The following is a 12,351-nucleotide window of genomic DNA, read 5'->3' as shown; positions in this document are numbered from 1 at the left end:
AGCACTTGTGTTGTCATAACAGCCTTTTTTGCGCCTGTGCAGCACATAGACAAGAACACACATAACAGATCAAATAATCTTTGACTTTTCTCAGTTACGAGTATTGTTTATAATATATATTAAATGCAGATTAGCAGGAAATAATCCATTTATCATTCCTGCCCGCTTATGTATACGTTACCTAACGAAGTGGTTACAAGAGAAACCATTTCGACCCTCCGTTTCCCCGCTTCTGATGTTCTAACAACGACAGTCGAGCGCCAGCAAAGACGCTGGCAAGCTGAAAGAGCAGCAGTGTTAGGCAATGGTTATCAGAGCAAAGTAAATATTTACTTCCAAACATCCGATGGCTCAACGAAGCGCGTCCACACAACGGTTTGGGCAAGTGACGCAGAATTCATCTCGCTTAAATCGGGTAAAGCGCTTCCACTGCGCGCCGTGCTAGGCTTTGATTTTTACTAAATACAATTCTTAACAAAGTACTCGTCATAAAATATAACTATTACAACAATCCCCAGGATGCCTAGCTTTTTAGCTAGCATCCTGGGGATTGTTGTTTTCTGTCACGGCCTAGCGGCTAACAGCAGCTTATACTCTATCGAGCGTTTTGCTGATCAAATCATTTACAACTGCTTCTGAATCGGGGGCAAACTCGCCGGTGGCGCGGTTTGCTACAATGGCGTTCAAAGAAGTTACCTCGTGGCCTAGCATCCGACCTAGGGCATAGTAGCCAGCCGTTTCCATTTCGAAATTGGTAAGCCGGAACTCCCCTTCAGCGCTGTTGTAGCGGAAGTTTTGGAAACGGCTGATTAGGTCAGGTTGGCGCAAATCGAGGCGTAGCACGCGCCCCTGCGGACCGTAAAAACCTGGGCAAGTAAGCGTATTACCGACCACCATGCCAGCTCCTAGCTGTTCGCGGAGCAGGTCAGAGCCGCGCACGCAGTATGGGCGATAGTCGAGACCGAGGGCTTGCTGCACGCCTGCACCAACTTCCACCTCCAAGCCAGTCTCCACCAGCGGATAGAACTGCATCAGCGAATCGAGGCCAACGGCGTGCTCAGTTACAAGGTGCGAACCCACCGGGATATCTGCCTGCAACGACCCACTCGTGCCTACGCGAACGATACGCAAAGTGATGCGCTCCTCATGTGGGCGCGGCGTGCGCGTGACGAAATCAATATTCACCAGCGCATCCAGCTCATTGAGTAGAATATCAATGTTATCCGTACCCATGCCGGTGCTAATCACCGTGAGGCGCTTGCCTTTGTAGTAGCCTACATGGGTCACAAACTCGCGCTTGTGGATTTGGGTCTCGATGGAATCGAAGTGCTGGCTCACCAGCGCCACCCGCGCCGGGTCGCCAACGGTGATGATGGTATCAGAAATATGATCCGGCAGCAGATTGAGATGGTAAATGCTGCCGTCGCGGTTAAGAATCAGCTCCGAGTCGGGTATGGCGGTCATGTTGGCTGCGAGTTAGTGGGGTACAACGTACGGGGAAGCTAGGCAACAGTTTTATTAAGTTGCTTAGGCTGGGTAAATGTACGGGTTGAGGGTAAACGAAGTAGCTAGAGCGCATTCTCGGATTGCTCCTAGGGTACTTGAAAATGTACCCTAGCTTTGCAACTCCGCTTGAAATAATAAATGCATCAACATCATGTACAAAGTAGAAAGGACACTGAAGAGCAACGTACTATTCGTATGCACCATCTTGCTACTCTTACCTTTCATGCCGCTGGGGCACCCTAAGGTCTCGTCTGGCACGGCTCTTCACATCCTTACGCTTGGCGACAGCAACGGCACTTTTCCTCATAGTTGGCCGCAGCAGCTCAAGCTTGCTTTTCCGAATGCGCAAGTGTGTAACATCAGCAAATCGGGCAGAACAATCGGCTTTCTGAATTTAGGGGACAGCACGCTGAATTCGCTCTTAGTGCTTGATGAAAACCTTAGAAAGGCAGCCGACTTCACGAAACAGCAACCTTACAACTTCATTGTCTTGGAGCTGGGCACCAACGACGCCAAAGCGGTTTTTGCGGATCGTCAGCAAGAAGTACCGCGTAACCTAGATACGCTTATTAAAAGGATAAAGGCTTGCCAGTATGCTACGATCAACAAAGCAAAAATCATCGTGGTATCACCGCCGCCCTATGGTGCAAAAGCCGAGGCGCAGCAGAAATATAGTGGCGGTGGCAAACGAGTAGAAGCTATGAGTAAAAGCTTCAAAACTGTTGCAAAGCAGAACCACTGCCTTTTTGTAAACGGGTTTAAAACTCCGGGCTTGGATATCAACACCATGACCGCAGATGGCTTGCACTTAGATTCGGTAGCCTCTAAGAAATTGATAGCGCCAGTTGTAAAACTGATAGCCGCAGACAACTAGCACCGCTCTGTTACCAAAGCAGAACGCATCAACTAAGCCAGCCTGCGTACAGTACAAGAGGAAAGACTGATGCTAGGCTAGCCTTCTTTTGCTAGTGAACCAACTGAGTCGTATATCACCACTTTCTCCCAATAGCGGGCGTACTGATTGCGAAACTCATCGTGAATCGGGTGCTGCTGGTATACCTCCTCCTCCGCAGCACTCTCGAATAGACACAGCCAAGAATACGTGTACGTGCGCTCAATCACGTCGCGGTTGGTTGAAGCAGGCGTGCCGATATGCGCCATTTTGATCGACGGAATACCCGCCAATTTCTGCAGACCTTCCAGCAGTTTGGCCTGGTCTGCCTCGCTGGCAGTAGCGTAAAACAACACGTGGTGAACGAAGAGTCCTGTTGAAGGCGCAGTCATAAATTTTAATAATACAGCTTAAGAAACGATCAGGTGGCAATCTAGCAACCTTGTTGCATAATGCAGCTAACCCCACTAGTGCATCCGTGTTTCTCAGGCGCTAGTTGGCGTGGAAGATATCGATTTTTATAACGTGATAGCTGATGCGCGAATAATCCTTGGGTGAGGCTATGTGAGTTGTAATGGCAGTGAAAAGCGCTGCTTTGCAATTATGGAAGACAACCTTACATACGTTCCTATTCCCGGCAAACCATCCACGGTTGCATTGTATGCGACAGTAAAAGGATTAGCCTTTCTATCAACACAGTTGATACACTAAAGCCTTCACACAAAACACCCGCGCAAGCTAGCTTGCGCGGGTGTTTTGTGTGAAGGCTTTAGTGAACTAGCTGGTAGCGCCTACTTACAACGCTAGCTTCGGAGCCCGGTACGAGAGCAGGCCTTGCTCAGGGTTGTAGTTGTTGCTTAGCTTCGGGTAGGTGCCGGTGCCATCATACGGGCGCTTCTCCGGGTGCTGCTGGCAAGTTTCGGAGCAAGCACCGTCGAGCTGTTCGCCGCAGTTCTCGCAGAGCGGCACGTGGGCGTTGCAGTGCGGATTGGCGCAGTTGATCATGCGCGCCGAGGGCGTGTGGCAGTGATGACAGGTCGAGATAATCGTTGGGTTGACGCTGTTCACGTCCACGGCAACACGACCGTCGAATACATAGCACTTGCCCTCGAAATCCTCGCCGCCCGCCTCCAGGCCGTACTTAATAATACCACCGTGCAGCTGGTACACGTTCTCGAAGCCTTTTTCCAGCAGGAAAGCACTGGCTTTCTCGCACTTGATACCGCCCGTGCAATAGGTTAGGATCTTCTTATCCTTGTACTGGGCTAGCTCGTCAACTTTTTCCGGAAACTCGCGGAAGTTCTCGATATCGAGCGTCACGGCATTTTTGAAACGACCTAGCTCGTGCTCGTAGTCGGAGCGCACGTCTAGAATTACCACGTCGTCCTGGTCCTTCATGTCGCGAAACTCTTGGGGCGACAAGTGGATGCCGGTGCGTTCATACGGCTTGATTTCGGGCAAACCCACGTGCACAATCTCCGGCTTCACGCGCACGTGCAGCTTCTGAAAAGTATGAGTAGCCGAGGGCTCTATCTTGAACTCCAGCGTCGCAAAGCGCAGATCGGCCTTCACGATACGCATGTACTCCTCACAGTCAGCCGTCAGGCCCGACACGGTTCCATTTAGCCCCTCAGGTGCCACAATGATGCGACCTAGCAAATTGAGGCTCAAGCACAAGCGATGGTGCTCCTCACGGAACGCCTCCACATCTTCAATGGGCGTGTAGCAGTAGTAAAGCAGAACGCGGTAATCCATAGAATAATGAGCAATTATCAATAAGCAATGATCAATTTGATGAGCGTCTAAGCTCAAGCTTGTTCATTGCTCGTTGTTCCTTTATAGTTAAACTTTCACGGCGGGGTTGCCAAAAACCGTTTGGTTAGCAGGCACATCAGCGACAACAACCGAACCAGCCCCAATGCGGGCTTTGTTCCCGATTTTCACGCCAGCTACCACGACAGCGCCAGCACCCACAAAGGCCTGATCACCCACCGTTACGCCAGCATTGAGGATAGCGCCCGCTCCTACCTGCACGTACTCACCTAGCTCGGCGCGCACATCCACCACCGCGTTCGGACCGATTACACAGCCGTTGCCCACCTTCGTGTTGCTCGAGACTACTGCATTGGCACCTGCCAAAATACCATGACCGAGCCACGCATGTTCCGACACGCTGGCGCGAGCATGCAGTGCATTGACGGGGGCCACCTGATACTCGTCGTGGAGCATACTCGTGAGGCTGCGGCGGCTGGCCGTATCCTCGGTTGCTACGAAAACTTCGCACTTTTTGCCGAGTAGCTTCAGCAGCTCCTTGTCATCGGTATTACCCATCACAGGTATGTCGTTGAGCTCGGTATTTTGCAGCTTGGCATCGTCGTCGAGCAGGCAGTACACCACCACATCGTTGCTGAGAAAAGCGTCGAGGGCAGTGACGCCTACGTTTTGAGCGCCCAAAATGATTACGGGATTTTCCATACGGAAGAGCGAGCAGCCGCTGAGCGGCCGGTTGTGTTGAGGTGCAAAGATACGCCCTAGGTCGGCCAAGGCCAAGCTAGGCACTATCGGGTACATCTAACACGTCAGCGGAACCAACGGTTCAGCCAGCTTGCGATGTACTGGTTTTGAAGCAATAGTAGCAGCAAATACGGCAGCAGCACCACGCGGTAGCGGCTGAGCGTACCTAAGTTAGGGGTACTCAGCCCGAGAAGGGCGGCTAGCACTACGCAGTAAAACAGCAGCGCTAATACTAGCGCAAACGGTAACGTACCGCTCCTCCCCTGCCCTTGCACCAACGCCACGCCGGCCACAACCAACAGCACCAGTAAGGCCATATTCTCGAGCCCCGCGGCGACATACGTAAGATTATGAAACTCCCAAGGCCAGGGCCGGGTCAGGGCGTAACCAATGGCCAAGGGTGCGTTGCGGGCAATACTAGCCCCCGTCGGCGCCAGGTCGTCAAATTCAATGTGCGGCCGGGACAGGGAATTAGCACGCAGGTCGGAATAGTTGCGAATGAGCTGACTGGTAAACTTATTGAAGCGGAACGTCGGGAGTACTTCGCTTGTGGCCCACGCCCCGGCACTCAACACCAAAGCCATGAGCACCACTTGGCTCCAGCGCGACAGGCGCCCTCCTAACTGCTGCGCTACCCGCACGATGCCAAGGGCTGCCAAGGCTCCCAGCAGCAATGCTGCAAAGAAGAAACGCATTTTGAAAAACAAAACGACTAGCACCAACAGCCACAACACCTGTAACCTTGGGAATGGCTCACCGCCATAATACCAGCGCAATACCAGCGCCAACAACCAAGCGGAACTCCCTACGAGCACACTCTCCTTCGTCAGACCCGACGACCAGTAGAGCACCGTGGGCCACAGACCAAAGGCCACCACCGCTGCCCCTCGAGGTGCCGCCGGGAAAACCTGCTCTACCGCCCGCACGAGCTGCCAGCTCCCGACAAAACAGAACAGGCTGAGATAACACGCGTTCAGCAGCGCATTTCCCAACGACAGCAGATTGACCGCCGATAGCAGCTTGATCAGAAAGAATGTGTTGGAAAACCCGTGGTAGACCAATCGATATTTCTGAAAGGAGAACGTCTCGCTACCTAGGGTTTGCAACCAAGCACTTGGCGCCGCCCAAAGTTGCTCTGTCAGGAGGCTCGCCCAACCCTGAAAAAGTACCGCATCGCCCGTCAGCCGCCACCAGGTGACGGCGGTAACGCCTAGCTTCAACAGCAGCAAAAGGCCTAGCCAGTCGCGCAACGTGGGCTGCTGATACTGCGCACGTAGCCAACGACTAAGTGCAAACAACAGCGCTGCGTTCAGCAGAAGTGCGAGTACTATCCTCACCGCACTACTCGGTTTTGGCGCAGCACATGGCTGCCGATAGCGCACCGCAAGCACTGACGCGGCTCGCAGTAGCTTCGCCCTAAAGCCAGCAACCCTTGCGAATCAGCCGCGCTCCGATGGCTGAAGTCTAGCGCTTCGTAGGGTTCGGTTAGGTGGTTGCGCTCAGCGGGCAGTTGGTTGAGCAGTGCCACGGCGGTTTCGGTGAGTTCTGGCTGGCCTACGTAGCGAGCGTACGCTACCCGCAGCGGCACTACCACGTTGATAATGAGTAGCTGCGCGCTGCTTCGACCCAGGCTAGTCACTTTGCCCACCCGTCCCGGCCGGTAGTGTTCTCGCCAGTACTCCGACAGTGGCGCAGCAAAAAACTGCTCCAGCGTCAGTACGTCAGCGGCAGTGAGCAAAGCATCAAACAGTGTAGGGCGGGCATGCAACAGCGCAACCAGCTGCGCCAAACGCACCGTAGGGAAGTTGGCAGGCCGCAGACGTAAGAAGTTCCAGGCGTGTACGGGCAAGGCAGTAGCAGCTAGGGTGTACTTGTGAGCCAGAAACGTGTACTCGTTCCGCAGGCTTGCAAGGTAGCTGTCCGATTCGGTTTCAGCAGTTTCGTGTAGAAAACCCGCTTGCCCAAACACCAACGCTTCCAATTGACGCGCATCGTGGCGGTGACGCCGCATAACGTTCAAGGGTAGCGCTTTGGCTAAGCGAGCCAGTGGCTCGCTATTTTTCTGAAAGCCAAAGGCTGCTGCTAGAGCATGGTACGTGGTGGCTTCCCAATCGCCACCTAGCTGCTGATGCAGCGTTTCCATGCTCGTCGCCTTCTGTTCTACCCGCTCCAGCAGGGCGCGCTCTACCATCATAGCACGCGTAATCGTTGGGATCTGTGCCAAGAACGGCGCGCAAGGCAAGGCGGAAGGCGGAGCAGCTATCAGCGCCTGATACCGCTGTACTAGCTCCGGCGCTATGCGCGTGGCCAGCGCCAAAGTTGGCACTAGCGTGTTGTTGGTTCGTCGCACTATATGATCAGCAATGTGCACTACGTGCAGTACCACTTGGTCGTATTTGGGGTCGGTTTGGTGCTGGTGGCGGGGCCAGTCGGAGGCGCTCAGGTGAATCTCTACGGCGCCGTTCCACTCCACTTCTCCTATTTGCAGACGGGCACCTAGGAAGTCGGGACCCGCATCGGCATTGCGGTTACCAGGACGTAATACAGTTACTGGTTCGCCTTCTTCCGTGTATAAATTGGTTTTATCGAAGTATTGATGCTGCCAGATATAGTGTAGAAAATCTTCTTGCATAATTTATGATCTAGAACTAGCTCGTTTAACCGTAATCCATGATTAGCAACCAAGATCACTATCTACTAAAAGCAATAATTCAGACCATCAATCGCGCCAATTTCGGCCACCATGCTACTAATCGCTCTATCCCAAAAGCAGCTTCTGCGCTTGAAGTATTTGTTACAAATGGTAATGTAGATGCGTGCTATTGGCTCGCGATTTTGTGTTGGGATGGTTGGGGGCTTCCAAGAAATACTCAACGAGCGTTGCAGTTATTTCATGTTGCAGCTAAAGGCGGTAATCGTAAAGCTATGCACAACTTAGCTGTGGTTTACGACAACGGTCTTTCAGTTCAGACTAATCGAGTAAAGGCTTTCTCCTTTTTCTTGTCAGCGGCCCAGCTAGGTGACAAAGAGGCAATGCACGCTATTGGTGACATGTTTCTTTCAGGTGAAGGCACCGACTACAATCCTTCTAAAGCTAGGTATTGGTTTCTGAGATCAGCAAAGCTAGGTGTTGCAAAAGCGATGTATGATCTAGCTCGTTGTTATCAAAAAGGAGTTGGTACAAAACAGAATACACGACTAGCATTGCAGTGGTATAATCAGGCGTTAGATGCCGGCGAAACCAAAGCGCTGACGGGTCTTGGCTATTGCTACCATAAACTTATCTCTTCACCCGACGTAGCAAAGGCCCGCTGGTATTATGAGCAGGCCAGTGAGCTAGGCCATGCTCATGCTACCTACAACTTAGGAGTGATGGCTGAGCGCGGAGATGGGCAATTACAGTTGCTGCCTGATGCCATTTTCTGGTATAAACGAGCTGCTAGCTTCGGGCATGAAGGAGCCATGCTAAAGCTAGCTAAGTTGTCAGGGGAAGAGTTTTAAGAATATTATTCAGACATCCTTCTCGGCTCAGGATAAAAAGCAGTTCTATTCTCACTTTTCTTAGTCAAACAAAATGGCCCGCCTTCACACGAAGTGAAAGCGGGCCGGACAAATCGTCAGCGACAACCTAGCGCAGGTCGATGACTTTTACGCCTTTGTATTTAGTCTTGTCGAAGGCAAATGTATTGGCATCCACTGGTGGGTTGGGCTGGAACTTCTTAATAGCTACCGTATAACGGTTGCCATTCTTTTTGAACATCTTCCAGCTTTTCACTGACTTATCGGCTTTGCTCACCGTCATGCGCACTTTGTAAATCTGGTTCGTACGGTCTTCGGGCGACAATTCGATTATGTCGCAGGGCTCACCAGCTTCCTTGGTTTCCTGCACGTACGTGTACTTATAGCCCTTCTTATAGAGCGTATAGATTTGCGAAGGCGAAATTTCTTGCTCTTCTGGGTCGTAGTCCGAAATATTTACCTCGTTCTCAGCCTTCATGTAGGTCCACACGGTTTTGCCGTTGTTGATAACCTCCTGACCGTTCATTTTCAAGTGGAACTTCTGGCCGCTTACCGTGATATCACCGGTCATATTGTCCTTCACCTTAGCCGCATCATTCTCCAACGTTTGCGTAAAGGTAGCTTTGAAGGCATTCAGCGCTTGATACTTAGCGCTCATCTGATCCAGAATCTTACCTGCTTTAGGGTCCTGCTGAGCCGAGGCGGAAGTGATGAGAGAAGCCGAGAACAGGAGCAGGGCGATGGTTTTCTTCATTACAAAAGGGTGGTGTTGGCTAAGTAAGCAGTAAGACACTAACCGCGAGTCTTTGGTTTAAACTATTACGTATTAAGCACCAACTCAAGCAGTACGTTCTGTGCTTACTTCTAACTTTTCGGGAGATTATTCAATAACTGTTCCAAACTATACTCATCTGGAATAAGCACCTCGCGGGCTTTACTGCCCTCAAAAGGTCCTACGATTCCAGCGTGCTCAAGTTGGTCGATTAGGCGACCGGCACGGTTATAACCTAGCTTCAAGCGCCGCTGTAGTAGCGACGTGCTGCCTTGCTGATGCGTCACGATAACACGAGCTGCTTCCTCAAACATACTGTCGCGGTCTGAAGGGTCGAAGTCTTCGCCACCGTTGCCGCCATCCTCGCCGGCCACTTCAGGCAAGGCGTAGGCTTCGGGGTAGCCTTGCTGCTCACCCACATAGTCGCACAAACGGTCGACTTCGGGCGTGTCGATGAAGGCACACTGCACCCGGATCAGGTCAGATCCGGCCGAAAACAGCATGTCGCCTTGGCCCACCAACTGATCGGCGCCGCCCGTATCGAGGATGGTCCGCGAGTCGATTTTGGAAGTCACCTTGAAGGAAATACGGCAAGGAAAGTTGGCCTTGATGATACCCGTAATAACGTTTACAGAGGGGCGCTGCGTGGCTACAATGAGGTGAATACCAATGGCACGGGCTAGCTGCGCGAGGCGGGCAATTGGTGTTTCCACTTCCTTGCCGGCCGTCATCATCAAGTCGGCTAGCTCGTCGATAACCAACACAATGAATGGCATGAAGCGGTGCCCTTTCTTAGGGTTCAGGCGGCGCTCCACAAACTTGCGGTTGTACTCCTTGAGGTTGCGGCAGCCAGCATCTTTCAGCAAATCGTAGCGCCGGTCCATTTCCATACACAGCGAGTTCAGCGTGTTCACTACCTTCTTAGTGTCGGTAATGATGGCTTCTTCGGTATCGGGCAACTTAGCTAGAAAGTGACGCTCGATCTTGTTGAAAATGCTCAGTTCCACCTTTTTCGGGTCGACGAGCACAAACTTCAACTGTGAAGGGTGACGCTTGTAGAGCAACGAAGCCAGAATCACGTTCAAGCCCACCGATTTACCCTGACCCGTAGCACCGGCCATAAGTAAGTGCGGCATTTTGGCGAGGTCGGCCACAAACACTTCGTTGGTAATGGTACGACCAAAGGCCACTGGCAAATCCATCTCGCTGTTCACGAACTTATCCGTGCTGAACACCGAGCGGATGCTCACCATTTCCTTCTTGGCATTTGGCACCTCAATACCAATAGTACCCTTACCCGGAATCGGAGCGATGATACGAATACCAAGGGCAGCGAGGCTCAAGGCAATATCATCTTCCAGGCTCTTGATCTTGGAGATACGCACACCAGCATCGGGCACGATTTCGTAAAGCGTCACCGTCGGGCCGATAGTGGCTTTGATGCTAGCGATGTTGATGCCGTAGTGACCTAGGGTCTCCACAATACGGTCTTTGTTGGCCTCTAGCTCTTCCTTAGTTACCTGGGCGCGGGCTTGACCGTAGTCATTCAACAGCTCTAGGGTAGGATACTGGTAGCGCGGCAGGTCCAAAGTAGGGTCGTAATTGACCGTGGGCATTACTTCGGCTTCCTCATCAACTTCGGCAATAGCGGCCATGTCAGCGCCCGCAGCGGGGTCTAGCTCGCCGGGCGTCACTTCGATTTCCAAGGCCGGCGTAGGCGTTTCGCGGGCAACAGGCACTGGTGAAGGCGTGGGCAGTGGCGCGTTAGAATCAGCCAAATCGGCCAACGACAACGGCGTAGGTACACGCGGAGCTACCGTCATCGGCGGCTCCGCAACGGGCGCTTCGATGGAGAAGCTAGGTCCGTTGGAAGCAGCGGCCGCAACAGTGGCTGCGGCGGTGGTTACAGCAGCGGCTACCGGCGCCACGGATAGGGGCACCGCAGCCGCACTTGCCATTACACCCGTTGCTACCGGAGCCGTCGTATCAGCAGCTACACTAAATGCTGGTTTGCTGACGGGTCCTGCGGTTACGATAGGCGCGTCGTCATCCTCCTCTTCGTCTAGTTCCTCTTCTTCATCGGCCGCCTCAAACTGGGGCTGCGGTTGTGGGCGGACCGGCGCTGTCGGTGTTACCACAGGTCCTACACGGCGCAACGTCATTCCTAGAGGTGCTTCTTCTTCCTCCTCTTGGTTGTCTAGCGAAGCCGTTGGGTTAGCAGCGCGGTTTACCCCAAGGCCAGTGTGTTCGTACGTGCCTGCATCCTGGGCATCAAATGCTTCGTCCTCGTCGTCGGCCCCTGCATGACGCAGGTTCAAGCTTGTCACGTTGAAGAAGAACACGACAAAGGAAATCAGGAAGAAAGCGAGCAGTAGCACCGTGCCCCAACCGATTAGGCTATCAAGCCAGAGGGCGGTTTCGTAGCCAACACCCCCGCTCAAAAAGTCAAGGCTGTGCGCTAGAGCCGGATCAGAATCGGGAGCTTCCAGACTCAGAACCACGTAGCCTAGCAGCACACTGAGCCACACCATAGCAAACAGGCATAGGGCTAGCACATAGCTCAGCGACAGGCCCGGCCGACGAAAGACAATCTTATAGCCCAGGAAAAAAACAATGGGAATTACGGCAAACGCCGCTACTCCAAAGCCTTTATAGATCAGCACTTGCGCTAAAATAGCTCCGACCAATCCCAGCCAATTGCCTGACTCCTGACCGGCTTCCTTCACCTGTGTGTTGCTCACGCCTTCCACTACGCTCTGGTCGGAGTGCCCCGTGAACACAAATGACACAAAGGCGATGGTGAGGTAGATAGATCCTAGCAGGAAGAAGAACCCCAGGAAAAGTTGAAAGCGTCGGTCGCGCAGAAAACCGAACAGGCCACTGAACGATACAGTTGGTAGCTTCAAAGGCCGACGCGGCGGCTTGGTTACTTTTGTCGCGGCTGATTTCGCTGCTACGGGCCGCGGGCTAGCCTCGTTCCGTCGGGGCTCACGTACGGGCTCCTCCGCCGGACGCGCCGTATTGCGCGCGGGCCGTGGCTCGTTGCTCCGGCTTGGCGGGGTCGTATTCTGTTTATATGTGTTTTTAGCCATTCTCACGCACCAAAAAGCCAAATCTAGCTATTTCCAAGGAGTAACTGGGTAAGAGA

The 12,351-nt window shown here is 52.9% G+C and carries 11 protein-coding genes; 3 read left to right on the top strand and 8 right to left on the bottom strand.

From position 1 onward, the window contains the following. Positions 1–168: 168 nt before the first annotated feature. A complete protein-coding gene (locus SD425_RS09315) occupies positions 169–462 on the top strand; it encodes a hypothetical protein (protein ID WP_324677756.1) in 294 nt (97 codons plus the stop codon). Between the two features lie 126 nt (positions 463–588). Here SD425_RS09315 and SD425_RS09310 read toward each other — a convergent pair whose 3' ends face one another. Further along, a complete protein-coding gene (locus SD425_RS09310) occupies positions 589–1,464 on the bottom strand; it encodes a nucleoside phosphorylase (RefSeq protein WP_324677754.1) in 876 nt (291 codons plus the stop codon). A gap of 265 nt (positions 1,465–1,729) precedes the next feature. On the opposite strand from SD425_RS09310, the gene SD425_RS09305 reads away from it, so the two are divergent. Continuing rightward, positions 1,730–2,380 (top strand): SGNH/GDSL hydrolase family protein, encoded by a 651-nt coding sequence (locus SD425_RS09305; protein WP_324677752.1) that lies wholly within the window; start codon positions 1,730–1,732, stop codon positions 2,378–2,380. Between the two features lie 77 nt (positions 2,381–2,457). Here the strand turns inward: SD425_RS09305 and SD425_RS09300 are convergent, their stop codons facing one another. The 5 genes from SD425_RS09300 to SD425_RS09280 form a co-directional block, all read right to left on the bottom strand. After that, the gene (locus SD425_RS09300) at positions 2,458–2,790 is read right to left on the bottom strand and encodes a Dabb family protein (RefSeq protein ID WP_324677750.1); all 333 of its coding nucleotides are present in this window, start codon (positions 2,788–2,790) and stop codon (positions 2,458–2,460) included. A gap of 403 nt (positions 2,791–3,193) precedes the next feature. Further along, positions 3,194–4,153, bottom strand: coding sequence for a rhodanese-related sulfurtransferase (locus SD425_RS09295; protein ID WP_324677748.1), 960 nt, complete (start codon positions 4,151–4,153; stop codon positions 3,194–3,196). An 87-nt stretch (positions 4,154–4,240) separates the two neighbouring features. Then, positions 4,241–4,969 (bottom strand): NeuD/PglB/VioB family sugar acetyltransferase, encoded by a 729-nt coding sequence (locus SD425_RS09290; RefSeq protein ID WP_324677746.1) that lies wholly within the window; start codon positions 4,967–4,969, stop codon positions 4,241–4,243. Positions 4,970–4,977: 8 nt separating this feature from the next. Then, entirely contained in the window at positions 4,978–6,249 is a 1,272-nt protein-coding gene (locus tag SD425_RS09285; protein ID WP_324677744.1) for a hypothetical protein, read from the bottom strand. After that, entirely contained in the window at positions 6,246–7,544 is a 1,299-nt protein-coding gene (locus SD425_RS09280; RefSeq protein ID WP_324677742.1) for a DUF2851 family protein, read from the bottom strand. Before SD425_RS09280 ends, SD425_RS09285 begins: the two co-directional genes overlap by 4 nt. 38 nt (positions 7,545–7,582) lie before the next feature. On the opposite strand from SD425_RS09280, the gene SD425_RS09275 reads away from it, so the two are divergent. Further along, positions 7,583–8,413, top strand: a complete 831-nt coding sequence (locus tag SD425_RS09275) for a tetratricopeptide repeat protein (protein ID WP_324677740.1) — start codon at positions 7,583–7,585, stop codon at positions 8,411–8,413. A gap of 127 nt (positions 8,414–8,540) precedes the next feature. On the opposite strand, the gene SD425_RS09270 is transcribed toward SD425_RS09275, so the two are convergent. Both SD425_RS09270 and SD425_RS09265 read right to left on the bottom strand, forming a co-directional pair. After that, positions 8,541–9,185, bottom strand: coding sequence for an outer membrane lipoprotein carrier protein LolA (locus tag SD425_RS09270; RefSeq protein WP_324677738.1), 645 nt, complete (start codon positions 9,183–9,185; stop codon positions 8,541–8,543). Between the two features lie 110 nt (positions 9,186–9,295). Further along, the gene (locus SD425_RS09265; RefSeq protein WP_324677735.1) at positions 9,296–12,295 is read right to left on the bottom strand and encodes a DNA translocase FtsK; all 3,000 of its coding nucleotides are present in this window, start codon (positions 12,293–12,295) and stop codon (positions 9,296–9,298) included. Positions 12,296–12,351 lie beyond the last annotated feature (56 nt).

The organism is Hymenobacter sp. GOD-10R (assembly GCF_035609205.1).
GTDB lineage: Bacteria > Bacteroidota > Bacteroidia > Cytophagales > Hymenobacteraceae > Hymenobacter.
The sequence above is the reverse complement of the archived record's forward strand: the minus strand, read 5'-3'. Positions and strand labels throughout refer to the sequence as shown.

Coding starts and splice junctions, on each gene's coding strand:
- SD425_RS09315 (WP_324677756.1), top strand. CDS start 169: ATGTATACGTTACCTAACGAAGTGGTTACAAGAGAAACCATTTCGACC.
- SD425_RS09310 (WP_324677754.1), bottom strand. CDS start 1,464: ATGACCGCCATACCCGACTCGGAGCTGATTCTTAACCGCGACGGCAGC.
- SD425_RS09305 (WP_324677752.1), top strand. CDS start 1,730: ATGCCGCTGGGGCACCCTAAGGTCTCGTCTGGCACGGCTCTTCACATC.
- SD425_RS09300 (WP_324677750.1), bottom strand. CDS start 2,790: ATGACTGCGCCTTCAACAGGACTCTTCGTTCACCACGTGTTGTTTTAC.
- SD425_RS09295 (WP_324677748.1), bottom strand. CDS start 4,153: ATGGATTACCGCGTTCTGCTTTACTACTGCTACACGCCCATTGAAGAT.
- SD425_RS09290 (WP_324677746.1), bottom strand. CDS start 4,969: ATGTACCCGATAGTGCCTAGCTTGGCCTTGGCCGACCTAGGGCGTATC.
- SD425_RS09280 (WP_324677742.1), bottom strand. CDS start 7,544: ATGCAAGAAGATTTTCTACACTATATCTGGCAGCATCAATACTTCGAT.
- SD425_RS09275 (WP_324677740.1), top strand. CDS start 7,583: ATGATTAGCAACCAAGATCACTATCTACTAAAAGCAATAATTCAGACC.
- SD425_RS09270 (WP_324677738.1), bottom strand. CDS start 9,185: ATGAAGAAAACCATCGCCCTGCTCCTGTTCTCGGCTTCTCTCATCACT.
- SD425_RS09265 (WP_324677735.1), bottom strand. CDS start 12,295: ATGGCTAAAAACACATATAAACAGAATACGACCCCGCCAAGCCGGAGC.